This is a genomic window from Roseomonas sp. USHLN139 (assembly GCF_037145735.1).
GTDB lineage: Bacteria > Pseudomonadota > Alphaproteobacteria > Acetobacterales > Acetobacteraceae > Pseudoroseomonas.
In genome coordinates this window covers 812245-834490 of the sequence record NZ_JBBCWY010000001.1, presented here as the reverse complement: position 1 = coordinate 834490, position 22246 = coordinate 812245, and the positions used below count along the sequence as shown (strand labels likewise).

The window sequence follows — 22246 nt, the reverse complement described above, 5'->3', positions numbered from 1 at the left end:
CCGCGGGCATCTTCCGCCCCGCATGCAGCATGTCCTCACCCTGATCGCGCCCGCAGGCGAACTGCCGGCGTCCCCCGTCACCCGCGTCCGCGACGCGCTGACCGCCCTTGGCGCCTCGCTGGGCCCGGCCGACTGGCTGGCCGAGGACAGCGCCGTCGACCTGCCCTTCGAGGGCCTGGCCGCCGAGCAGGCCGAGGCCGCCGCCCGCGCGGCGCTCGACGGCGCCGCCGTCGACACGGTGGCGCAGGCGGTGGAAGGCCGCCGCAAGCGGCTGCTGATCGCCGACATGGACAGCACCATCGTCACCAGCGAGACGCTGGACGAGCTGGCCGCCTATGCCGGCTTCGGCGAGCAGGTCGCCGCCATCACCCGGCGCAGCATGAATGGCGAGATCGATTTCTCCACGGCGCTGCGCGAGCGGGTGGCCATGCTGAAGGGCCTTTCCCTGGAGGCGCTGGAGGCCACCTGGGCGCAGACCCATCCGATGCCGGGCGCGGCCGAGCTGGTCCGCACCATGCGGGCGAATGGCGCGCATTGCGCCCTGGCCAGCGGCGGCTTCACCTGGTTCACCGGCCGGGTCGCGGAGAAGCTCGGCTTCAGCAGCCACCACGCCAATGTGCTGGAGGACGACGGCACGGTGCTGCTCGGCACCGTCACCGAGCCGGTCTTTGACCGCGACGCCAAGCTGACCACGCTGAAGCGGCTCTGCGCCGAGCTCGGCCTGCCGCTCTCGGCGGCGGTCGCGGTGGGCGATGGCGCCAACGACCTGGCGATGATCGGCGCGGCCGGCCTCGGCGTCGCCTATCACGCCAAGCCGATCGTGGCGGCCGCCGCGCGGGTGCGGGTGGATCATAACGACCTTCGGGCTCTTCTCTTCGCCCAGGGGTATCGCGCGGCCGAATTCGTCTCGTAAAGCCGCGACCCACGAAAAAGGGGGCCGCGAGGCCCCCTTCCCTGTTCCTGGCGATCGCAGGCCGGTCAGCCCGGGCTGTTGCCGCGCTCCGGCGTGATGCGCAGCGGCACGAAGCGCTGGCCCTGGCCGTTCTCGATCAGCATCAGCGCGCTCGGGCGGTTCTGCCGGCGCAGCCGCGTCAGCTGCTCCTGCACTTCCTGCGGGTTGGTGACGCGGTTCTGCTGCACCTCGACGATCATGTCGCCGGCGGCGATGCCGCGCTCGGCCGCATTGCTGCCCGGCGTCACCTCGGTCACCACCACGCCGCGGGCATCGTCGCGCAGGCTGAAGCGCTCCTTGGTCTCGGCCGAGATGGCTGCGACCTTCAGACCGAGGCCCGAGAGCTCCACCACCGCGCCGGGGCGCGAGGGCGTGGCGGCCGGGGCGGAGGCCTGCTGCGGCTCGTTCGGCAGCTCGGCCACCGTGATCTCGAGCTGGTGCTCGCGGCCGCCGCGCCAGACGGTGACCGGCGCCTTGGTGCCGACCGCGGTCTCGGCGACGATGCGCGGCAGGTTGCGCATCTCCCGCACATCCTGGTTGTTGAAGCGCAGGATGACGTCGCCGTTCTGGATGCCGGCCTTGGCCGCCGGCCCGTCCTCCTGGGCGCGGGCGACCAGCGCGCCGCGGGTGCCGCCCTGCAGGCCCAGGCTCTCGGCGATCTCGTCGGTGACCTGCTGGATGTTGACGCCGACCCAGCCGCGCCGCACCCGGCCGCCGTCGCGCAGCTGCGCCACCACGTTCTTCGCCAGGTTCGACGGGATGGCGAAGCCGATGCCGATCGAGCCGCCGGAGGGCGAGACGATGGCGGTGTTGATGCCGATCACCTCGCCGCGGACATTGAACAGCGGGCCGCCGGAATTGCCGCGGTTGATGGCGGCATCGGTCTGGATGAAGTCGTCATAGGGGCCGGCATTGATGTTGCGGCCGCGCGCCGAGACGATGCCCGAGGTGACCGAGCCGCCGAAGCCGAGCGGATTGCCGATCGCCAGCACCCAGTCGCCGACCTCGGCATGGTCGGAATCGCCGAAGGGCACCACCGGCAGCGGCTTCTCCGACTTCACCCGCAGCACGGCCAGGTCGGTGCGCGGATCGACGCCCACCAGCTCGGCCCGCAGCGTGGTGTTGTCCTGCAGCACCACGTTGATCTCGTCGGCGCCGTCGATGACGTGGTTGTTCGTCACGATGATGCCGGAGGCGTCGATGATGAAGCCCGAGCCCTGGCTCTGCGCCCGGCGCGGCGGCTGGCCGGGGCGGGCATTGCCGCCGCCGGGCGGCCGGTTGCGCTCGAAGAAGTCGCGGAACAGCTCCTCGAAGGGGCTGCCCGGCGGGGCCTGCGGCATTTCCGGCGCATCCGGCCGGCCGCCGCGCGCCTGCAGCGTCTGGCTGGTCTGGATATTGACCACCGAGGGCAGCAGCCGGCGGGCCAGCGGCGCGAAGCTTTCCGGCGTCGCCGCGACCGGGGCGGGCGCCGCGTTCGGCGCCGGGGTCGGCGGCTGCGCCGGGGTCGCGGCCGGCGGCGCGGCCGGGGAGGACTGCGCCAGAGCCGCCCCGGAAAGGGCGAGCGGCGCCGTCAGCACGGTGGCGCTCAGTAGGAGGGTGGCGAGACGCATCGGGCAAACCTCGCTTGCAGCGAACAGGATCCGGGCGGGGAGCCGCACGGCGGTGGTTCCGACATAAGGCCGCGCCGGCATGACAGGAAGGGGAGCAGCCGGGCCGGGCGCGGGAAAACCTGTGTCAAAAAGCCTCCCTGCAGCTTTCGTGACCTTTCATGACGGCAGCGCCATGTGGCGGCGGCCCGCCGGCGGCCTGCCGGGGGGATCAGCGGGTTAGCAGGGTGGCCACGCCGATGCCGAAGGCGGCGACGACCAGGCCGACCAGCCGCAGCCGCTCGGGCGGCAAGGCGAGGGTCGAGGCCAGCATCCGCCGCATCGCCACCGGGAAGGCGGCGTAGAGCAGGCCCTCCAACGCCAGGAAGGCGCAGGCACCGGCGAGAAGCTGCAACAGGGTCATGCGGGAAAGCGGCCCGGGCGGGGATGTCCCGCCCGGGCCTCTGCCGTCAGTTGACCGGGGCCGGCGCGGCGGCCGGCGCCGAACTCGGCGCAGGGCCAGGCGCAGGGGTCGGCGCGGCGGCCGGCGGCTCGGGCGCCGGGGTGACCGGCCGCACCGGTGCCGGCGCCGGCACGGCCGCCGCCGGCGTCCCGGCCGGCGCCGTCGCGGGGGCGCCGCCCGGCAGGGCCGGCGTCACCGTCAGGCCCGGCAGCGGGGTGCCCGGCTGGCTCTGCCGGAAATACCGGAAGAATTCCGAATCCGGCGTCAGCACCAGCCGCGTCTCGCCTTCCGAGAAGGCCTGACGATAGGCCTGCATCGAGCGGTAGAAGCTGTAGAACTCCGGATCCCGCTGGAAGGCGTCGGCGAAGAGGCGGATCGCCTCCTGCTCGCCCTGGCCGCGCAGCGTGTCGGCCTGGGCCTGGCTTTCGGCCAGGATGACCGTGCGCTCGCGGTCGGCGCCGGCACGCACCCGGGCGGCGACCTCGGCGCCCTCGGCGCGCGCCTCGCGGGCCACGCGCTCGCGCTCCGACTGCATCCGCGACAGGATCGCCTGGGTGTTCTCCTCCGGCAGGTCGGCGCGGCGGATGCGGACATCCTCCACGGCCACGCCGAAGCGCAGCGCCTCGTCGTTCACCTGGCGGCGGATCTCGGTCATGATCCGGGCGCGGTCCGAGGACAGCACCGCCAGCAGGCTTTCATTGCCCAGCACGCGGCGCAGCGACGAGACCACGATCGAGGACAGCCGGGCGCGGATCCCCGCCTCCTGCGCGCCGACCGTCTGGAAGAACAGCAGCGGGTCGGTGATGCGGAAGCGGGTGAAGCTGTCCATGATCAGCCGGCGCTGGTCGCCGAGGATGACCTCCTCGCCGCCGGCGTCAAAGTCGAGCAGCCGGCGATCGAAGCTGATCACCGTGTCGACGAAGGGGATCTTCACGTGCAGGCCGGGGTCGTTGATCACCCGCACCGGCTGGCCGAAGCGGGTCACCAGCACCTGCTCGGTCTGGTAGACGGTGAACAGCGAGGAGGCGGCGGCGGCCAGCGCGATGACGGCAGCGCCCCCCAGCAGCATCAGGCGGTTCATCGGGCGCCTCCCTGCGGCACCGGGCGTGGCGCCGGGGCAGCCGGCTGCGGCGTCAGCTGCTGCGGCGGCACCGGCGGACGGGCCGCGGCGGCCGGCGCGGCCGGACGGGCGCCGTCCAGCGGCAGATAGGGCACCACCCCCTGCAGCCGGTCGTCGATCACCAGCTTCGGGTTGTGGCGCAGGATCTCTTCCATGGTCTCCAGGTAGAGCCGGCGCACGGTGACGTCCTTCGCCACCTGGTAGGCGGAGAGCACGCTGGTGAAGCGCGACGCCTCGCCGCGGGCGCGGGCGATCTGGCTTTCCTTGAAGCCCTCGGCCTCCTGGATCATCCGCTGGCCCTCGCCGCGGGCGCGCGGGATGATGTCGTTGCGGTAGGCCTCGGCCTCGTTGCGCAGCCGCTCGCGATCGGCATTGGCGCGCTGCACGTCGCGGAAGGTGTCGATCACCTCGGAGGGCGGATCGACCTTCAGCAGCTGCACCTGGGTCAGCTCGATGCCGGACTTGTACTGGTCCAGGATGAACTGCACGCCGGTGCGCACCCGCTGCTCGATATCGGCGCGCGCCTCGGTCAGCGCCGGCTGGATCGGCGTCTGGCCGACCACCTCGCGCATCACGCTCTCGGCCGCCGACTTGACCGTCTGGTCCGGGTTGCGGGTGTTGAACAGGTATTCGCCGGCGTCGCGGATCTGCCAGAACACCGCGAAGTCGATGTCGATGATGTTCTCGTCACCGGTCAGCATCAGGCTCTCCTCCAGCACGTCGCGGGCGGAGACGGGCCGGGTCAGCGGCGTGTCGTTCGCCGCGCGGAAGCCGATGTCGATGCGGTTGATGCGGGTGACGCGCGGCGTGGTCACGCTCTCCACCGGCCAGGGCAGCCGGTAGCGCAGGCCCGAGGGCTCGGTGCGGTTGAAGGCGCCGAAGCGCATCACCACGCCCTGCTCGTCCGGCTGCACGCGATAGATGCCGCTGGCGGCCCAGGCGACCAGGAGCGCGGCCAGGCCCAGCCCGATCCAGCGGCCGCTGCCGCCGCCGGGCCCGTATTGCCGCCACGCCTCCTGGGCGCGGCGCATCGCCTCGTCGAGGTCAGGACCGCCCGAACCGCCGCCGGGTCCGCGGCCACCGCCACCCCCCTGAGGCGGCTGGCCCCAAGGCCCGCCGGGGCGTGGATTGCCCCATGGGCTGCCTCCTTGGCCGGATCCGCCATTCGTATTCCACGGCATCGTCTCGGTGCGCTCCCGTCTCTCTCGTGCTTCCGGCCAAGGGCGCTTGCGCACGGGACGTGCATGGGCGAACAGGGCCGGACCATATGTCGCCCTGTCCAGGCCGGACGCAATGCATGAGCAAAGCGTAATCAGCGGGGGCGGGGCCGATATTGTCCGGCTGAAGGGGGTTTTCAAGCGATGTCCGACACTCTGGCCGCTGCCGTGCGCCAGGCCCTGGCGGGGGTGCGCGACCCCGAGACGGGCCTGGACGTGGTCTCCAACGGCATGCTGCAGGGGCTTTCCGCCCGTGACGGCCTGGTTCAGTTCGCGCTGCAGGTGCCGCGCGAGCGCGCCCGCGCCCTCGAGCCGCTGCGCGCCGCGGCGGAAAAGGCGGCCGGCGCGGTGCCCGGCGTGCTCTCCGCCACCTGCGTGCTGACCGCCCATCGCGACATCCAGACGGGGCCAGCGCAAGGACAACATTCCCATGGCCCCGGGCACAGCCATGGCCCGGCCGCCGGCCCGGCCCCGGGCACGGCACGGGCCACCCGCCCCACCCCCGGCCAGGGCCAGATGCTGCTGCCCGATGTCGGCGCGGTGCTGGCGGTCGCCTCCGGCAAGGGCGGCGTCGGCAAGTCGACCACGGCGGTGAACCTGGCCGTCGCCCTGGCCGCCTCGGGCCTGGCGGTCGGCCTGCTGGACGCCGACATCTACGGCCCCTCGCTGCCGCAGATGCTCGGCACCAGCGCCCGCCCCCGCTCGTCGGAAGGCCGCATCCAGCCGATCGAGGCCTGGGGGCTGAAGGCCATGTCGATCGGCTTCCTGGTGGAACAGGAGACGCCGATGATCTGGCGCGGCCCGATGGTGATGGGCGCGCTGGAGCAGATGCTGGGCCAGGTCGACTGGGGGAAGCTCGACGTGCTGGTGGTCGACATGCCGCCCGGCACCGGCGACGCCCAGCTGACCATGAGCCAGCGCGTGCCGCTGGCCGGCGCCGTCATCGTCTCGACGCCGCAGGACGTGGCGCTGATCGACGCCCGCCGCGGCATCCGCATGTTCGAGAAGGTGCAGGTCCCCGTGCTGGGGCTGGTGGAAAACATGTCCTTCTTCTGCTGCCCGCAATGCGGCCATCGCAGCGAGCCCTTCGGCCATGGCGGGGCGCGCGCCGAGGCCGAGCGGATGGGCGTGGAATTCCTGGGCGAGCTGCCGCTGAAGCTGGAGATCCGCGAGCTCTCCGACGCCGGCACCCCGGTCGTCGGCGCCCGCCCCGACAGCCACGAGGCCGCCACCTACCGCCAGATCGCGGCGCGGCTGCGCGAGAAGCTGGGCCACCGCCGCCCGGCCCCCGCCCCGCGCTTCGTCGTGGAGTGATCGCCGTCTCGCAAGCGTGACGGTTCCGGCCCTTCCCCGGGGCGGGCGGCGCGGCCAGCCTGCGGCCGCCCGCCACCCCGGAGAAAACGCCCCGCCATGATGCGCCGCCTGCTGCTGCCCGCGATGCTGCTGCTCGCCACCCTTCCGGCCCGCGCCGACGACACCACCGACGCTATCGACCGCGCCCGCCAGCTCTATGCCGCCGGCGACCTGAAGGGCGCCTCGAACGAGCTGGTCTATGCGCTGCGCGAGGTCGACCTGCGCCGCCGCGCGGCCTTCCAGGCCTTCTTCCCCGCCGCCCCCGAAGGCTGGACCCTGGAGGAGGCGGAGACCGACAGCGCCGGCGCGGCGCTGGCCGCCCAGATGATGGGCGGCGGCGTCATGGTCGAGTGCCGCTACACGCGGACGGTCGGCGAGGTCGATTCCCAGATCACCGCGCAGATCATGGCCGATTCGCCAATGGTCCAGGGCATGGCGGCGATGGTGACCAACCCGATGATGATGCAGCCGGGCGACCGCCGCATCCGCATCGGCGGCGAGACCGCCCTGCTGCGCTTCGACACCGAGCAGAAGTCAGGGGCCATCACCCTGGTCAGCGGCAGCACGCTGATCAAGCTGGAAGGCGAAGGGCTGGCGGATGCCAATGTGCTGACGGAGCTGATGAAGCGGTTCGATCTCAGCCGGATACGGGGCGCCCAATAAGCAAGGCTGGGGGAAGAATGAATTCTTCCCCCAGACCCCCATCATCTTTTTCTGTCAGACAGAAAATCAGGACAGGCGGCGCTGCTCGGCTTGGCGCTTCTGGCCCATGCGGTAGCCGAGATACAACGCGGCCACGACCAGCAGGGCCACGGCGGCGTCATGCAGCAGGAAGGTCAGCACCGCCCAGACCAGGCCCAGCACGGCACCCACCAGCCACAGGCTGACCGACAGCGCCGCCAACAGCAGCATCATCGGAAAGCCGAAGACCAGCAGCACGATCAGCAGCAGCCACAACATGGCTCACCCCTTCCCCTTCTTGCGCGGCGCGGCCGGCAGCGGCCGCGGCCGCGGCGCCGTGGCGCGGCCGAGCGCGAAACCGCCTACCCCCACCAGCAGCAGCAGCGCGCCCAGGTCGCCCACCAGCGCCACCGCCAGCGGCACGCCCACCAGCAGCACCGCCACGCAGATGAGGACGGCCAGCCACCGCCGCCAGGGGAAGTCGCGCAAGAATTGCCGCAGGCTGCGCCGGGCCACCCTGCCGCCGGGACGCCCCGCCCCGCCCCGTCCGGCGGCGGGCCGGGCGGCAGGCGGCTTCGGGCGCGCGGCGGGTGGCGTGGCCATCGGCGGGGCGGCTCGGAACCTCGGCGCTCAGACCGGGCGGCCGAGCATCTCCATCAGCTCGCGCCATTCGCGCTTGGACAGCCCGCTGCCGGTCTGCTCCACCGCCTCGCCGGCCAGGATGCGCCGGGTCACCTCCAGCATCTGCGCCGACAGCGTCACCGCGCCCAGGCGGTAGTCGCGGAAGGCCTCGGCCACCGTCGGCACCCAGGCCTCCAGCACCTGCATCATCGCCTCGGCATAGACGCGGATCTCGTACTGCGCATGCGCATCCGCCCGCAGCCGCAGGAAATGCAGCAGGTTGTGCAGGTCGGTCTTCCAGTACCACTGGGTGTAGGTGTTCAGCGTCAGGTTCATCCGCGCCAGCTCGCGCGCCAGCCCCTGGCGCGACGGATCGGCCGGCTGGCCGTCCTCGCCCTCGTTCAGCATCTGCGCGTAGTGGTCATAGGTCTGGCTGGCGTCGCGCCGCAGCAGGTCCAGCACCTCGGCCGCCTCGGCGCCCTGCAGCACCGCGCCGCGGCCCTGCCGGTTGCTGGCCGACTGCGCCGCCAGCTGCTCCGGCGCCGGGATGTAGAATTCCCGGTCCATGATCGAGTAGCGCGCCGAGTATTCGTTGACGTTGGCGGTGCGGTGCCGGATCCACTGCCGCGCCACGAAGATCGGCAGCTTGACGTGGAACTTGACCTCGCACATCTCGAACGGCGTCGAGTGCCAGTGCCGCATCAGGTAGCGGATCAGGCCGCGGTCCTCGTTGGCGGCGCGGGTGCCGCGGCCATAGGAGACACGGGCGGCCTGCACCACCGCCGCGTCGTCACCCATGTAGTCGATCACCCGGACGAAGCCGTGGTCGAGCACCGGCAGCGCCTCGAACAGCATCTTCTCCAGCGCCGGCACGGTCGGCCGGCGGGTCTCGGCACGGGCCGACTGCGCCTCTGCCAGTTCCAGCCTCTGCGCGTCGGTCAATGCCATCGGTGCTCGCCCTCAGTCTGCATGCGGCGACGGGTTTAGCGGGTGAACCCCCCTCGGTCGATGCCCTCCGACGCAGCCCAGCAGCGCACCTCGCACCGCCGTGATCCCGAATTTCCCCAGGGCATGATCTGTCTCAAGGCCGGCGCCCCGCCGGGGGGCGCATGAAGGAATCGTCATTCAGCGAAGGGCCAAGAACATGATCACCACCTCGATCTTCCCGGGCCGCTACGTCCAGGGCGCCGGCGCCCTCGACCTGCTGGGCGAGGAGGCCGCCCGCCTCGGCAAGGCCCCCCTCGCCTTGATCGATCGCGCCATCGCCTCCCTCGTCTCCCCCCGGCTGGAGGCCATCACCACCCTGGCCATCGCCCGAGAGACCTTCGGCGGCGAATGCTGCGACCCGGAGATCGCCCGCCTGCAGGCGATCGCCGAGGCCAAGGGCAGCGACCTGATCATCGGCATCGGCGGCGGCAAGGCGCTCGACACCGCCAAGGCGCTGGCCCATGCGCTGCGGGTCCCGGTCATCATCGTGCCGACGCTGGCCTCGACCGATGCGCCCTGCAGCGCGCTCTCGGTCATCTACACGCCGGAGGGCGCCTTCCAGCGCTATCTCTTCCTGCCGCAGAACCCCCAGGTGGTGCTGGTCGACAGCGCGCTGATCGCCGCCGCCCCGGCCCGCTTCCTGGTGGCTGGCATGGGCGACGCGCTCTCCACCTGGTTCGAGGCCGAGGATGCCCGGGTCAAGGGCGCCGGCAACATGACCGGCCGCCCCGGCGGCGCCACGGCCCATGCCCTGGCCCGGCTCTGCTACGACACCCTGCTCGAATATGGCGAGCAGGCGCTCAGGGCCTGCGAGCGCCAGGTCGTCACCCCGGCGCTGGAGCGCATCATCGAGGCCAATACCCTGCTCTCCGGCCTGGGCTTCGAGAGCGGCGGGCTCTCGGCCGCGCATGCCATCCATAACGGGCTGACCCGGCTGCACGGCACGCATGGCTTCTGGCATGGCGAGAAGGTCGCCATCGGCACCCAGGCGCTGACCATCCTGGGCGGCCGCCCGCCGGCGCTGGTGGAGGAGGTCTATGGCTTCTGCGCCGCGGTCGGCCTGCCCACCACGCTGGCCGGCATCGGCCTGGCCGCGGTGACCGATGCCGAGCTGCTGGAGGTCGCCACCGCCGCCTGCGCCGAGGGCGAGACCATCCACAACGCCCCCTACCCGGTCAGCCCGGCCGCGGTGGTCGCGGCGCTGAAGGCCGGCGACGCGATCGGCCGCGCCTTGTAGCAAGCTGGCCTGCCGGCCCCTGGATTTCCGCCGGGAGCCGGCCTATATCTGCGGTGTCATCCTCGGATGACTATGGCGATAAACGGCATGTGGAATAAGCGTTGCGGACCCGGGGGCAGTGCCCGGCGTCTCCACCAGCATCTACCGACCCCGGATCGTGGGGCGGCGCTTGCGGGGACGAAACAGGCTCGACGCGCGTGGTAAAGCCATGTCTTTTGCCCGGCATTGTACCGCCGTCATCGGGCTATATCACAAGTGCCAACGATAACGGTCGCGAGACCGTGGCGCTCGCTGCCTAACAATAGGTAAGCGCGGTCCGGGGGGAACCGGGCAACAGAATCCCCCCACTTTGCCCAGCCATCTGGTCCGGTTAGCGGACTGTTTCCCGTCCAGACCGGGTATAATTTATCGGCTGGCCACTTTCCGTCCGGGGGCCGCATCCGGTATTGCTCTGCGGTGCTGTGCGGGAACCGGTAGATGCCCGCCAATTGGGACGCCCGCCCTGCGGCGTCCGGCCGGGGTAAGCTGATGACCGATGACACCAAGCAGGTCGAGAGCCTGCTCCCCTACGACCGCTGGACCGAAGAGGCGATGCGCGAGGTCGCGCTGCGCGCCCTCGAACATGCCGGCGAGCACGGCCTGCCGGGCGAGCACCATTTCTACGTCACCTTCCGCACCGACCGCCCGGGGGTGGCGATTCCGAACCACCTGAAGGTGCGCTACCCGGAAGAGATGACCATCGTCCTGCAGCACCAGTTCTGGGACCTGAAGGTCAACCGCGAGAAGGACTTCATCACCGCCGGCCTGTCCTTCGGCGGCGTGCCGGCGACGCTGGTGATCCCGATCTCGGCGATCACCGCCTTCTGGGACCCCTATGTGCGGGTCGGGCTGCGCTTCCCCTCGGCCGAGACCGAGCCGATGGCCGCCAATGGCGAGGCGGAATCGGCGGCCACCCTGCTGCCCGCCACGCCGGAGCCCGAGGCCGAGCGCCCCGAGCCCGAGGGTCCGGCGCAGGTGGTCAGCCTCGACGCCTTCCGCCGCCGCCCCGCCCGCGACTGAGCGCGGCCGGGCGCCTCCCCCAGGGCGCCCCCTCGGGGGCGCCCTTCTCCGGAACACCTGTCTCCCGGACACCGCCCCGCCGGAACGCCTGCCGCGCGGCCGGTCATAACACGGCAAGATTTACCGGACACGTTCCGCGGCACGGGTCCGCAGACCTGGCCGAGTCGCCGACAGGCACGATCAGGCCGCCAGGACCCCTCCCCTCCCGTGACGGATGCCCCCGGACAATCCCGTTCCAGGGCGGTCGCGCTGTAGATCCGAGGTTGCGGCATGGCTTTCCTGCGTTCCAACAAGGCCGCGATGGTCGAGAAGAGCGAATGGCTGGACGTGCTGGCGAATCATGCCGGCGTCGGGCTGTGGGACGCCATCCTGCATGAGGGCGATGCCACGCACCCCAAGGCGCGCTGGACCTGGTCGCCGGAATTCCGCCGGCTCTGCGGCTTCGCCAGCGAGGCCGAATTCCCCAATGTGATGCAGTCCTGGTCGGACCGGCTGCATCCGGAGGATGCGGCGCCGACCTTCGCCGCCTTCGGCAAGGCGCTGGCCAGCGGCGACAGCTATGACGTGGTCTACCGGCTGAAGGTGAAGGATGGCAGCTGGCGCTGGTTCCGCGCCACCGGCGGCGTGATGATGGACCGCCAGGGCAAGCCGCGCCGCGCCTGCGGCTCGCTGGTCGACATCCATGCCGTGCGCCAGGCCGAGGCCGAGCAGCAGGCCACCCGCACCCGCCTGGCCGCCGCCTTCGAGACCGAGGTGCTGGGCGTCGTCGCCAGCCTGGCCGGCGCCGCCGAGCAGCTGCAGCAGGATGCCCGCAACATGGACGCCGCCGCCGGCGAGACCAGCCAGCAATCGGTCAGCGTCGCTGCCGCCGCCGCCACCGCCAGCGGCAATGTGCAGACCGTCGCCAGCGCCACCGAGCAGGTCGCCGCCTCGATCCGCGAGATCAGCCAGCAGGTGATGCGCTCGACCGACGCCACCGGCACCGCGATGGGCCAGGCGCGCGGCGCGACCACGGTGGTGGCCAGCCTGGTCGAGGACGTCCGCCGCATCGGCGACGTGGTCAAGCTGATCAGCGACATCGCCGGGCAGACCAATCTCCTGGCGCTGAACGCCACGATCGAGGCGGCGCGCGCCGGCGAGGCCGGCAAGGGCTTCGCCGTCGTCGCCTCCGAGGTGAAGACCCTGGCCAGCCAGACCGCCAAGGCGACGGAGGAGATCACCAGCCGGATCGCCGCCGTGCGCCAGGCGACCGACGGCGTGGCGCAGGCCATCACCGGCGTCGCCGGCACCATCGACCACCTGAACGGCGCCTCCGCCGCCATCGCCGCCGCGGTCGAGCAGCAGGGCGCCACCACCGCCGAGATCGCCCGCAGCGTGCAGCAGCTGGCGACCGGCACGGCGGAGGTCTCCGCCACCATCGCCACGGTCAACAACTCGGCCGAGCGCACCGGCCAGGTCTCCGGCCAGATCACCGGCGCCGCCGGGGCGCTGTCCGGCCAGGCCGGCGAGCTGCGCCAGCAGGTGATGCGCTTCCTGGAAGGGCTGCGCGCCGCCTGAACCGGCCCGGACGGGGCGGCGGGGGCGCCGGCAACGGCGCTCCCCTGGCGGGCACCGGCGGTCGGCGCCCCCTTTGCGGTTGGCTTCGGCCGGGCGCTGCGCTACCTGCTGCGCCATCGACGTCGCTGCCGGCCGGCCTGCTGCCCGGCGGTCCGCGGCGCCGGGCCTTCTGTTCCCGTCCTGCCCGATGCCGATCTCGCCGACATCGATGCTGCCCGAATCCGCCCCCTGCCGGAGCGCGCCCGATGACCTCTGCCCCTGACTCCTGCATGCCCGCCGCCGCCGGTCCGCTGGCCGACACGCCGCTGGCCGATACCGATGCCGGCATGCCGGTCTCGCAGCGGCCGGAGAGCTTCCGCTACAGCCCGATGCTGCCGCTGGGGCCGGAGAAGACGGCCTACCGCAAGCTGGAGATCGAGGGCGTCCGCACCATCCAGGTGGAGGGCAGGACCGTCCTGAAGGTCTCGCCGAAGGCGCTGGAGGAACTGGCCTTCACCGCCTGCAAGGAAGTGTCCCACTTCCTGCGCCCCGGGCACCTGGAGCAGCTGGCCAAGATCCTGAAGGACCCGGAGGCCAGCGCCAATGACCGCTTCGTGGCGCTCGACCTGCTGAAGAACGCCTCGATCGCCGCCGGCGGCGTGCTGCCGATGTGCCAGGACACCGGCACCGCCATCGTCTTCGGCAAGAAGGGCCAGCGCGTCTGGGTCGAGGGCGACGAGGAGGAGGCGCTCTCCTACGGCGTCCACCGCACCTACACCGAGACCAATCTGCGCTATTCGCAGATGGCGCCGCTCTCGATGTACGAGGAGGTGAACACCGGCAACAACCTGCCCGTCCAGTTCGACATCTATGCCTCGCCCGGCGACTACAAGGCCGACGAGTTCCACATGATGTTCGTCCTCAAGGGCGGCGGCTCGGCCAACAAGACCTTCCTGTTCCAGCAGACCCGCGCCGTGCTGAACAAGGACAAGCTGCTGAAGTTCCTCGAGGAGAAGATCAGGACGCTGGGCACCTCGGCCTGCCCGCCCTACCACCTGGCGATCGTCATCGGCGGCACCTCGGCCGAGACCACGCTGAAGACGGTGAAGCTCGCCTCCACCCGCTATCTCGACGAGCTGCCGGCCAGCGGCGACCGCTCCGGCCACGGCCTGCGCGACCGCGAGCTGGAGCAGGAAGTCCACAAGCTGACGCAGAATCTCGGCATCGGCGCCCAGTTCGGCGGCAAGTATTTCTGCCACGATGTCCGGGTAATCCGGCTGCCGCGGCATGGCGCCAGCCTGCCGATCGGCATCGGCGTCTCCTGCTCGGCCGACCGGCAGATCAAGGCGAAGATCACGCCGGAGGGCGTGTTCCTGGAGGCGCTGGAGCACGACCCGGCCCGCTTCCTGCCCGAGACCACAGACGAGATCCTGGGCGGCGAGGTGGTGAAGCTCGACCTCAACCGCCCCATGGACGAAATCCGCGCCGAGCTGTCGAAGCATCCGGTGAAGACCCGCGTCTCGCTGACCGGCACCATCGTCGTCGCCCGCGACATCGCCCATGCCAAGCTGCAGGAGAGGCTCGATGCCGGCCAGGGCCTGCCGCAATACCTGAAGGACCACCCGGTCTATTACGCCGGCCCGGCCAAGACGCCGGAAGGCATGCCGACCGGCTCCTTCGGCCCGACCACGGCGGGGCGCATGGACAGCTATGTCGCGGCCTTCCAGGCGGCGGGCGGCAGCCTGGTGATGCTGGCCAAGGGCAACCGCTCGAAGGCGGTGACCAATGCCTGCAAGGCGCATGGCGGCTTCTACCTCGGCTCGGTCGGCGGCCCGGCGGCGCGCCTTGCCCAGGACTGCATCCGCAAGGTCGAGGTGCTGGAATACCCCGAACTCGGCATGGAGGCGGTCTGGAAGATCGAGGTCGAGGATTTCCCGGCCTTCATCGTCGTCGATGACAAGGGCAACGACTTCTATGACGGGCTGGAGTGAGCGGCGATGCAGAAACGCCTGATCTCGTCCGGCAGCCGCTTCGAGGCGGAGATCGGCTATTCCCGCGCGGTGCTGGTCGGCGACACGGTCTATGTCGCCGGCACCACCGGCTATGACTACGCCAGCATGACCATCGCCGAGGGCGTGGCCGAGCAGTGCGAGCAGGCCTTCCGCAACATCCAGGCGGCGCTGGCGGAAGCCGGCGCCAGCATGGAGGATGTGGTGCGGGTCACCTACATCGTGCCGCGGCGCGAGGACTGGGAGCCCTGCTGGCCGGTGACGCGCCGCTGCCTGGGCAATGCGCGGCCGGCATCGACCCTGATCCATGCCGGGCTGCAGACCGACGCCATGCGGATCGAGATCGAGGTCACCGCGCGCATCGGCGCCGGGGCCGCCTATTCCGGGAGACAGGATTGATGCGCTTCGCGGTAGACCGGCTGGACCATCTGGTGATCACCTGCCGGGACGTGGAGATCACCGCCTCCTGGTTCCAGCGCGTCCTCGGCATGGACCGCGACACCTTCGGCGAGGGCCGCCGCACCGCCCTGAAGTTCGGCGGCCAGAAGATCAACCTGCGCCCGGTCACGGCGACGCAGGAGGAATGGTTCACCGGCCCGGCCGCGGCGCCGGGCAGCCAGGACCTCTGCTTCGTCGTCGCCGTCACCGCCCAGGACGTGGTGGCCCACCTGCATGAATGCGGCGTCACCATCGAGCAGGGGCCGGTGGCCAAGGCCGGCGCGCTCGGCCCGATCACCTCGGTCTATTGCCGCGACCCTGACGGAAATCTGATCGAGCTGGCCACCTACGGCGCCCGCGCCTGAGCCGGCGCGACCCCGGCGCGGGACGGTATCCCGCGCCGAATTTGTTTGTTTTTTATCAATGTTTTGATGACGCTCGCGGCCCGGTGCCCCGGTCGGTGCGGCCACGATCCTACCGCGTCTCTGCCATAATCTGGCGACGATCGGTGCTATAATCCGGGTCATCAAGCCCGGAGGGCGACATGAAGAATTCGATCCGCATGCTGGTCCTGGCTGGCGCCGCCACGGCGACGCTGGGCCTTGCTTCCCCCGCCGCCCAGGCCGGCGACTGGCACCGCCATGGTGGTGGCGGCGGCGGCGCGGTCGCGGCCGGCATCATCGGCGGCCTGGCGGTCGGTGCGCTGGTCGGCGGCGCCATCGCCTCGCAGCCGCCCGCCTATTACGCGCCGCCGCCGCCGCCTCCTGTGGCCTATTACGCCCCGCCGCCGCCGGTCGTCTATGCGCCGCCGCCGCCGCCCGTCGCCTATTACGCGCCGCCGCCGGTGGCCTATTACGCGCCGCCGCCGCCGCCGCGCCGGTATTATGGCTACGGCTACGGCTGGTAAGCCCAGCCCGCCCTCGGCGCGTCCGAGCCAGCCTGCGGGTCGGGGAAGCTGCTTCCCCGGCCCTTTTTCATGCCGTCATCCCGGCCGGCGAGCACCGGAAGGCGCCCCGCCCCGCCTTCGTGAAGCCTTGTCGTTACCAAAGCTGCGCCATGATCCTGCGGCATCAAGGCTGCCGACAGGGTGGTCGCCGCCGGCGAGGCCCGGCCCAGGGGATTGCCAAAGGGGGTAGGATGACAGGACGACATCTGCTGAAGCGCTCCTTCACCCTGGCGGGACACCGCACCAGCGTGGCGCTGGAAGCGCCTTTCTGGACCGCGCTGGAACGCCTGGCGCAGGCCGACGGCCTGACCCTCTCGGCGCTGGTCCAGCGCATCGACGCCGGCCGTGCCGAGCCCGACCTGCCGCTGGCCAGCGCGCTGCGGGTCGAGGCGCTGCGCCGCAGCCAGGGTTAGCGGCCGACTGCCTGCCAGACGGGCCAGATGACCGGTGAGAGCCGCAGCGTCCTGACGGTGGCGGCCACCCGCTAGCGGTCGGCGCGCCAGCGCAGCCAGTCGGCCAGTTCCACCACCCGGCGCGGCGCCTGCAGCGGCCCGCTGAGCCGCAGCCCGATCGAGGGCGCCTGCGGATCGGCCTCGACCAGCGCCAGGCGCAGGTCCAGCCCGCCACGCGCCAGGTCCAGCTCGCCCGACAGGCTGGCCCCCGGGGTTTCCGCCATGGCCATCCGCCCCTGCTCCAGCACCGCGCGCCCGGCCTGCAGGCGCAGCTGGAGATCGGCCGCCTCGAAGGCGGTGGCGCCGCCCAGCAGCGCCGCGCGCAGCGCCGCCTCGGCGGCCGGCGAGAGGTCGCGCTCGGCGGCGGCATAGGCGCCGCGCAGATCGACCCCGGCCAGCACGCCGTCGCGCAGCGCCAGCCGCGCCTGCCCCTCCAGCGTCGCGCGCAGCGCCGCGGCGCTGTGGCCGCTGGCGCGCAGCGCGGTCTCGCCCTCGAGGCGGCCGGCGGTCAGGTCGAGCGGCAGGCCGGCCAGCGGCGCATTGACCGCGACACCGGCCAGCTTGCCCTCCAGCGCCAGCGAGGGCGGGCTGGCGGCGCTGTCCAGCCGCAGCGAGGCCTGCAGCCGGCCGCCCTGCAGCTGCGCCTCCAGCCCCTCGATCTCCAGCACCCGGTTGCGCAGCCGCAGCGTCGCCGCCGCCTGGGACAGGTCGGGCAGGCCGGCCGGCTCCAGGAACTGGGCGGAGAGCGCCAGCTCCGCCTCCAGCGCGCCCAGCGCCTCGAGCGGCAAAGGCTCGCGCGAGGCCAGGTCCAGCCCGGGCAGCGGCAGCCGCTCCGCCGCCAGCCTGCCGGTGACGCGCGGCAGGCCGCCCCGCCGGGTCAGCGACAGCTGCCCGCCGATCCGCAGCCCGGCGGCGACCAGGTCGAAGCTCTCGGCCGACAGGTCCTGCGGGGTCAGCGCCAGGGTGCTGATCAGCGACAGCGAGCCCTCGCCCAGCCAGGCGGGCGGGGTCAGGCCGCTGGCCTCGGTCAGCAGCCGCGGCGCGCCGGGATGGCGCAGCGTCAGCGTGCCGGCATAGCGCGGCAGGCCGAGATCCAGGCTGCCCGCCAGCTCCGCCTTCAGGTCGCCAAGGTCGAAGCCGCCGCGCAGCGCCACCGCATTGGCCGGCCCGCTGCCCGCCAGCCGCAGCGAGATCCCGGCCTGGGCGATCGGCAGGTTGCCCGGCCAGCTGCCCGGCAGCAGCGCCAGCAGCGGCGCCGCGCTGGGGGCGGAGAGCTCCAGCGCCAGGTCGGTCAGCCGCGGGGTGGCGCCGAGCTGGGCGACGCCGGACAGCGCCATCTCGGTCTCGGCCAGGCGGCCCGACAGGCGGCGGGCGGTCAGCCGGCCATTCTCCAGCGCCGCATCGGCGGACAGCCCCTGGATCGCCAGCCCCTGCCAGCTCGCCTGCTCGGCCGAGAGGCGCAGATTGGCATCGATCCCGGCCAGCCGCTGCGCCAGCCCGGCCCAGCCGAGCTGCGCCAGCGTCCCCGGCGGCATCCAGCCATCCAGCGGCAGCTTCTCGATGTTGAGGCCGAGGCCCAGCGCCGGACGGGCGCCGAAGCGCAGCACGCCGGCGCCGGAGATGCGGCCGCCATCGATGACGCCGGTGAATTCCGGCACCGCCAGCTGGTTGTCGTCCAGCGTCAGCCGCAGCCGGCCCTCGCCCGCGCGCAGCCGGGTCGGCTCGATCCCCTCCATCGGCAGGCCGAGCGCCTGCAGCGTGGCGCGCAGCGTGGCGCCGCGGAAGCGCAGCGCCGCCTCCAGCCGGCCCCCCGGCGCGGCGGCGGGCGCCGGCGGGGCGGCGGCTTGGCCGGCCACGGCCGGCGCGCCATTGGCCGGCGCGGCGGGCCGGATGGTGGTGGTGGTGCCGGAGAGCTCGATCTCGGTCTCGCCCGGCAGCACGGCGCCGATATCGGTCAGCGTCAGCCGGTCGCCTTCCAGGAAGGCGGCGCCGCGCAGCCGGCGCAGCGTCAGGCCGCGGAAGCCCGCCGCCTCGGCCGAGAGGTCGAGGCCGAAGGGCAGCGGCAGGCTGCCGGCGCCGCGCAGCGCCGCGACCCAGGGGTCGAGCTCCAGCTTGCCGGTGACCAGCGCCAGGTCGAGCCGCGGCGCCGGCACCAGCCGCAGCGTCGCCGCGCCGCGCGCCGGGCTGCCGGCCAGGTCCAGGGTCAGCTCGTCGGCGGTCAGCAGGTCGGCGGTGACGGAGAGGCGCCCGCGCAGCCGGAAGCTGCCGGAGGGGGCGGGCAGCAGCGCGGCGAGGTCGCTGCCGCCGCCCTGCACCGTGCCCTCGAAGCCGCCTTCCGGCAGCAGCACGCCGCTGGCCGAGGCGGAAGCGCGCGCGGCCGAGAGGGTCAGCGCCAGCGGCGCGACGCCGTCCCAGCCGGCGCGGCCCAGGGTGGTGTCGAAATTGACGTCGGTGGCGCGCCAGCGGAAGCGGCCCTGGATGCGCAGCGCCTCGCTGGCGGTGACGGCGGCCAGGTCGGCATCGACCCGCTCCAGCACCACCTGGCCGATGACGATGCGCGAATCCTGGATGCGGCCCTGCAGCCCGGTCAGCCAGGGCGGCGGGCGGAAGGGCTGGCCGCCGGCCGGCACCGGCGGCCAGGGCAGCCGCACCTCGGCGCCGACGAGGGCCACCTCGCGCGGCTCCAGCCGCAGCCCGAGCAGCGCCGGCAGGTCCAGCCGCAGCCGCAGCGCGCGGGCCTTGATGGAGATATCGTCGTCGGGGCCGCCGATGGTGACGCCGCCGGCCTCCAGCATCGGCTGCGGCAGCAGGGTCAGCTGCACCGGCCCGGCCAGGGTGACGCGCTGGCCGAGGCGCCCGGCAGCCAGGATCGCCAGCCGGTCGCGGTGCTCGTTCCAGTCGGTGAAGCGCGGCCCGTACCACAGGGCGGCCAGCAGCAGCACCGGCAGCAGCAGCAGGGCGACGACGCCCGCCCGCAGCAGGCGCGAGGGCCGGCGGGACTCGGTCGGGCTTGCCGGATCGGCGGGCGGCGGGCTCAAGCTGCGCGACTCTCCGCTTGGCCTGGGCCGCCGGCGGCCCCGGCGCCGCGCACCGCGCGGGCCGGCCGCCCCGGATCGCGCGGCTTGAGGATCTCCGGATTGCTCATGCGGTCTGCACCGCCGGGGCGCCGCTGCCGCCGCAGACCGTTTCGGGGCCCGGCGTGGCGACGCCGCGATCGATCCGGAACTGCCAGCCCGCCATGATCCTTCAACCTCTCGAATCCCGCGCCACCCGACATGGGCTATTTGTCGATCAAGCGTCAACGATGCGCCGCCGCACCGCCCCCGTCCCCGCCCCGTCCGCGGACAGCCGGGGCCGAACACCCTGGGCCTGGCTTATCACCGCGGGATGACCAGCCGCGCAACCAGCGGCGGTTCGCGGCCGTGATCCGCGGCGTCGAGCTGCCGGACCAGCTGGCGCAGCCGCTCCTGCCCCGGCTGTGCCGCCAGCGCGGCCCGGGCCAGCGCTTGCGCCGCCGCCGGCTCGCCCAGCGCCAGGTGCAGCCGCGCCGCCGCCAGCACCAGCGACCCCTGGCCGGGGGCGCGGGCCAGCGCCGCCAGCGCCACCGCCAGGGCCTCGTCGAGGCGGCCCTGGTGCTCCAGCGCGGCCAGCAGCCGCTCGGCCAGCGGGCGCAGCCCCGGCTGCAGCGCCAGGCCCTGGCGCGCCGCCGCCTCGGCCGCCGCGGCATCGCCGGCCGCCAGCGCCACCTCGGCGCGCAGCAGCAGCGCCTCGGCGGTGGCCGGCTCGATCGCCTCGAACCGGGCCAGGCAGGCGGCCTTCACCGCCGGCCAGCGCGCCGCCTGGCCGAAATGCAGCCAGTAACTGGCCAGGCCGCGGCGGCCGCGCGCCAGCCGGGCGAAGCCGGCGGCATCCAGCGTGCCGGCCAGGAAGGCGCGCCAGACCGGGCGCAGCTGGCCGCAGCCCTGCAGCATGGCCGCCGGCAGATGGCCGCAGAAGGGCAGCCGCAGCGCCAGCAGATTGCCGGTGCCGAGCCGCGCCACATGCCGCGCATCGCTCGGCTCGAACGGATCATAGACCACCACCACCCGGGCCGCGGCGGCCGCGGCCACCGCCGCGTCGCTCAGCGGATCGGACCAGTCCTCGGCGCTGCCGACCGGATAGCGCCGGTCCCAGGGCACCCGCCGGAGGTCCAGCGTGGTCTGCGGCGCATAGGCCAGCACCAGCGAACCCGGCACCAGGGCGGAGAACACCAGGGCGCCATAGCCGCCCATGCTGGAGCCGTGGAAGACGACGCGGCCGAAGCCGGCGAAGAAGCCCGCCGCCACCAGCGCCCGCATCGCCGCCCAGAGCGCGGCGGCGCGGAACCAGTCGCGCCGCAGCGTCTTCACCGCCAGCACCGAATGCCCCTCCTTGCGCAGGAAGCGGGCGCCGGGGACGTCGCGCAGCGGATCGGGCTTCAGCACCGGCCCGCGCGCATCCTCGAAGACCACCACCAGCGAAGGGCCGCCGGGGAAGAAATCCAGCACATGATCGGGCAGCCGGCGCTGCCGGCAGGCGGTGCCGTCGACCAGCGCCGGGGTGTCGAAAAGCCTTGCCAGGACCGCGCCGGATGCCGCCGCGGCGGCCAGCGCGTCGTCAGGCGCGACGGCCAGGGCGGCCTCCTGCGGCGGGGAGCATGATGGTCATTGTATCGTCAGGGTGCGCCGCCTATCAATCGCCCGGCCGCGAGGCTGGCGCGCGACAAGCACCCCGCCATCTGCCATGCTGGACAACGTGCCTTCCGCGGCGGCGCGGGGCCGGGAAGACGGAGCGCCTTTGAGCATCTGGGGCAAGATTCTGGGCGGCATGACCGGCTTCGCCATGGGCGGGCCCTTCGGCGCCGTGGTGGGGGCCGCGCTCGGCCATGCCGCCGACGAGGGCAGCACCCAGGCACCGGAGATCGACGCCCGGCCGGAGGCGCTGGCGCGCATCACCAACAAGGACCAGCTCTTCTCGATCGGCGTCATCGTGCTCTCCGCCAAGCTGGCCAAGTGCGACGGGCCGGTGAAGCGGGAGGAGATCGACGCCTTCAAGCGCGCCTTCCGCATCCCGGTCGAGAACCAGCGCGAGGTCGGGCTGCTGTTCGACAAGGCGCGCGAGGACAGCACCGGCTACGAGCCCTTCGCCGCCCGCATGGGCGAGGCCTTCAACGACAACCGGCCGATGCTGGAGGAGGTGCTCTCCGCCCTGCACCACATCGCCCGCGCCGACGGGCCGCTGACCCGCGGCGAGGCGGTCTTCCTGGCCAAGACCCGCCAGGCCTTCCGCCTGGACGAGGCCAGCGGCGAGCGCGCCAGCAGCGGCCGCAGCATGCCGCCGCCGCAGCCGGCGACGCCGGATGCCTATGCCGTGCTCGGCGTCGCCCCCGGCTCGACCGACGAGGAGGTGCGGCTGGCCTGGCGCAAGCTGATGCGCGAGCACCACCCGGACAGCCTGGCCGCCCGTGGCGTGCCCGAGGCGCTGATGCGCCGCGCCTCGACCCGGGTCGCCGAGATCAACGCCGCCTGGGACCGCATCAAGCGCGAGCGCGGGTTGTGACGGCAGCCGCCG

General features: G+C 72.9%; 21 protein-coding genes and 1 other RNA gene. 13 read left to right on the top strand and 9 right to left on the bottom strand.

Going from position 1 to position 22246, the window contains the following annotated elements:
• Nucleotides 1–22 precede the first annotated feature (22 nt).
• Entirely contained in the window at nt 23–913 is an 891-nt protein-coding gene (gene serB, locus WFI16_RS03880) for a phosphoserine phosphatase SerB (RefSeq protein WP_419896472.1), read from the top strand.
• A gap of 65 nt (nt 914–978) precedes the next feature.
• On the opposite strand, the gene WFI16_RS03875 is transcribed toward serB, so the two are convergent.
• The 4 genes from WFI16_RS03875 to hflK form a co-directional block, all read right to left on the bottom strand.
• Nucleotides 979–2562, bottom strand: coding sequence for a DegQ family serine endoprotease (locus WFI16_RS03875; RefSeq protein WP_419896471.1), 1584 nt, complete (start codon nt 2560–2562; stop codon nt 979–981).
• A gap of 208 nt (nt 2563–2770) precedes the next feature.
• Entirely contained in the window at nt 2771–2962 is a 192-nt protein-coding gene (locus tag WFI16_RS03870; protein ID WP_419896470.1) for a DUF2065 domain-containing protein, read from the bottom strand.
• Nucleotides 2963–3008: 46 nt separating this feature from the next.
• Nucleotides 3009–4082, bottom strand: a complete 1074-nt coding sequence (hflC, locus tag WFI16_RS03865; RefSeq protein WP_419896469.1) for a protease modulator HflC — start codon at nt 4080–4082, stop codon at nt 3009–3011.
• Nucleotides 4079–5152, bottom strand: a complete 1074-nt coding sequence (gene hflK, locus WFI16_RS03860) for an FtsH protease activity modulator HflK (protein ID WP_419896468.1) — start codon at nt 5150–5152, stop codon at nt 4079–4081. Before hflK ends, hflC begins: the two co-directional genes overlap by 4 nt.
• A 330-nt stretch (nt 5153–5482) precedes the next feature.
• Here hflK and WFI16_RS03855 point away from each other — a divergent pair, with 330 nt between their 5' ends.
• Both WFI16_RS03855 and WFI16_RS03850 read left to right on the top strand, forming a co-directional pair.
• Nucleotides 5483–6652 carry an Mrp/NBP35 family ATP-binding protein gene (locus tag WFI16_RS03855; protein ID WP_419896467.1) on the top strand — a complete coding sequence of 390 codons (1170 nt, stop codon included), beginning with the start codon at nt 5483–5485 and terminating at the stop codon, nt 6650–6652.
• Nucleotides 6653–6748: 96 nt separating this feature from the next.
• Nucleotides 6749–7354 (top strand): hypothetical protein, encoded by a 606-nt coding sequence (locus WFI16_RS03850; protein WP_419896466.1) that lies wholly within the window; start codon nt 6749–6751, stop codon nt 7352–7354.
• 66 nt (nt 7355–7420) lie between these two features.
• On the opposite strand, the gene WFI16_RS03845 is transcribed toward WFI16_RS03850, so the two are convergent.
• The 3 genes from WFI16_RS03845 to thyX form a co-directional block, all read right to left on the bottom strand.
• A complete protein-coding gene (locus WFI16_RS03845) occupies nt 7421–7651 on the bottom strand; it encodes a hypothetical protein (RefSeq protein WP_419896465.1) in 231 nt (76 codons plus the stop codon).
• 3 nt (nt 7652–7654) lie between these two features.
• The gene (locus tag WFI16_RS03840) at nt 7655–7861 is read right to left on the bottom strand and encodes a hypothetical protein (RefSeq protein ID WP_419896464.1); all 207 of its coding nucleotides are present in this window, start codon (nt 7859–7861) and stop codon (nt 7655–7657) included.
• Between the two features lie 141 nt (nt 7862–8002).
• Complete coding sequence (gene thyX / locus WFI16_RS03835; protein ID WP_419896463.1) at nt 8003–8941, bottom strand: FAD-dependent thymidylate synthase; 939 nt, start codon at nt 8939–8941, stop codon at nt 8003–8005.
• Nucleotides 8942–9137: 196 nt separating this feature from the next.
• Here thyX and WFI16_RS03830 point away from each other — a divergent pair, with 196 nt between their 5' ends.
• From WFI16_RS03830 to WFI16_RS03790, 9 genes are all read left to right on the top strand, one after another.
• Nucleotides 9138–10217, top strand: coding sequence for a glycerol dehydrogenase (locus WFI16_RS03830; protein ID WP_419896462.1), 1080 nt, complete (start codon nt 9138–9140; stop codon nt 10215–10217).
• Between the two features lie 16 nt (nt 10218–10233).
• Nucleotides 10234–10566, top strand: a transfer-messenger RNA (tmRNA) gene (ssrA, locus tag WFI16_RS03825).
• A 179-nt stretch (nt 10567–10745) separates the two neighbouring features.
• Entirely contained in the window at nt 10746–11276 is a 531-nt protein-coding gene (locus WFI16_RS03820) for an SspB family protein (protein WP_419896461.1), read from the top strand.
• A gap of 270 nt (nt 11277–11546) precedes the next feature.
• Nucleotides 11547–12833, top strand: coding sequence for a methyl-accepting chemotaxis protein (locus WFI16_RS03815; RefSeq protein WP_419896460.1), 1287 nt, complete (start codon nt 11547–11549; stop codon nt 12831–12833).
• Between the two features lie 326 nt (nt 12834–13159).
• Nucleotides 13160–14803, top strand: coding sequence for a fumarate hydratase (locus tag WFI16_RS03810; RefSeq protein ID WP_419897144.1), 1644 nt, complete (start codon nt 13160–13162; stop codon nt 14801–14803).
• A 6-nt stretch (nt 14804–14809) separates the two neighbouring features.
• Nucleotides 14810–15220: a RidA family protein gene (locus WFI16_RS03805; RefSeq protein ID WP_419896459.1), complete on the top strand. Its 411-nt coding sequence runs from the start codon at nt 14810–14812 to the stop codon at nt 15218–15220.
• Nucleotides 15220–15624, top strand: coding sequence for a VOC family protein (locus WFI16_RS03800; protein ID WP_419896458.1), 405 nt, complete (start codon nt 15220–15222; stop codon nt 15622–15624). Before WFI16_RS03805 ends, WFI16_RS03800 begins: the two co-directional genes overlap by 1 nt.
• 179 nt (nt 15625–15803) lie before the next feature.
• The gene (locus WFI16_RS03795; protein ID WP_419896457.1) at nt 15804–16166 is read left to right on the top strand and encodes a hypothetical protein; all 363 of its coding nucleotides are present in this window, start codon (nt 15804–15806) and stop codon (nt 16164–16166) included.
• 230 nt (nt 16167–16396) lie between these two features.
• Complete coding sequence (locus WFI16_RS03790; RefSeq protein WP_419896456.1) at nt 16397–16618, top strand: ribbon-helix-helix domain-containing protein; 222 nt, start codon at nt 16397–16399, stop codon at nt 16616–16618.
• A 71-nt stretch (nt 16619–16689) separates the two neighbouring features.
• Here the strand turns inward: WFI16_RS03790 and WFI16_RS03785 are convergent, their stop codons facing one another.
• Together WFI16_RS03785 and WFI16_RS03780 are read right to left on the bottom strand one after the other, a co-directional pair.
• Complete coding sequence (locus WFI16_RS03785; RefSeq protein ID WP_419896455.1) at nt 16690–19695, bottom strand: AsmA family protein; 3006 nt, start codon at nt 19693–19695, stop codon at nt 16690–16692.
• A gap of 339 nt (nt 19696–20034) precedes the next feature.
• On the bottom strand, nt 20035–21183 hold the full coding sequence (locus WFI16_RS03780) for a tetratricopeptide repeat protein (RefSeq protein WP_419896454.1): 1149 nt from the start codon (nt 21181–21183) through the stop codon (nt 20035–20037).
• 289 nt (nt 21184–21472) lie between these two features.
• On the opposite strand from WFI16_RS03780, the gene WFI16_RS03775 reads away from it, so the two are divergent.
• A complete protein-coding gene (locus WFI16_RS03775) occupies nt 21473–22234 on the top strand; it encodes a TerB family tellurite resistance protein (RefSeq protein WP_419896453.1) in 762 nt (253 codons plus the stop codon).
• The last annotated feature ends 12 nt before the right edge of the window (nt 22235–22246 follow it).

What these genes read in the sequence shown, in the direction of transcription:
- serB (WP_419896472.1), top strand. Translation starts at nt 23, where the DNA reads ATGCAGCATGTCCTCACCCTGATCGCGCCCGCAGGCGAACTGCCGGCG.
- WFI16_RS03855 (WP_419896467.1), top strand. Translation starts at nt 5,483, where the DNA reads ATGTCCGACACTCTGGCCGCTGCCGTGCGCCAGGCCCTGGCGGGGGTG.
- thyX (WP_419896463.1), bottom strand. Translation starts at nt 8,941, where the DNA reads ATGGCATTGACCGACGCGCAGAGGCTGGAACTGGCAGAGGCGCAGTCG.
- WFI16_RS03830 (WP_419896462.1), top strand. Translation starts at nt 9,138, where the DNA reads ATGATCACCACCTCGATCTTCCCGGGCCGCTACGTCCAGGGCGCCGGC.
- hflK (WP_419896468.1), bottom strand. Translation starts at nt 5,152, where the DNA reads ATGCGCCGCGCCCAGGAGGCGTGGCGGCAATACGGGCCCGGCGGCGGC.
- WFI16_RS03810 (WP_419897144.1), top strand. Translation starts at nt 13,160, where the DNA reads ATGCCGGTCTCGCAGCGGCCGGAGAGCTTCCGCTACAGCCCGATGCTG.
- WFI16_RS03875 (WP_419896471.1), bottom strand. Translation starts at nt 2,562, where the DNA reads ATGCGTCTCGCCACCCTCCTACTGAGCGCCACCGTGCTGACGGCGCCG.
- WFI16_RS03815 (WP_419896460.1), top strand. Translation starts at nt 11,547, where the DNA reads ATGGCTTTCCTGCGTTCCAACAAGGCCGCGATGGTCGAGAAGAGCGAA.
- hflC (WP_419896469.1), bottom strand. Translation starts at nt 4,082, where the DNA reads ATGAACCGCCTGATGCTGCTGGGGGGCGCTGCCGTCATCGCGCTGGCC.
- WFI16_RS03820 (WP_419896461.1), top strand. Translation starts at nt 10,746, where the DNA reads ATGACCGATGACACCAAGCAGGTCGAGAGCCTGCTCCCCTACGACCGC.
- WFI16_RS03850 (WP_419896466.1), top strand. Translation starts at nt 6,749, where the DNA reads ATGATGCGCCGCCTGCTGCTGCCCGCGATGCTGCTGCTCGCCACCCTT.
- WFI16_RS03790 (WP_419896456.1), top strand. Translation starts at nt 16,397, where the DNA reads ATGACAGGACGACATCTGCTGAAGCGCTCCTTCACCCTGGCGGGACAC.
- WFI16_RS03870 (WP_419896470.1), bottom strand. Translation starts at nt 2,962, where the DNA reads ATGACCCTGTTGCAGCTTCTCGCCGGTGCCTGCGCCTTCCTGGCGTTG.
- WFI16_RS03795 (WP_419896457.1), top strand. Translation starts at nt 15,804, where the DNA reads ATGAAGAATTCGATCCGCATGCTGGTCCTGGCTGGCGCCGCCACGGCG.
- WFI16_RS03805 (WP_419896459.1), top strand. Translation starts at nt 14,810, where the DNA reads ATGCAGAAACGCCTGATCTCGTCCGGCAGCCGCTTCGAGGCGGAGATC.
- WFI16_RS03800 (WP_419896458.1), top strand. Translation starts at nt 15,220, where the DNA reads ATGCGCTTCGCGGTAGACCGGCTGGACCATCTGGTGATCACCTGCCGG.
- WFI16_RS03845 (WP_419896465.1), bottom strand. Translation starts at nt 7,651, where the DNA reads ATGTTGTGGCTGCTGCTGATCGTGCTGCTGGTCTTCGGCTTTCCGATG.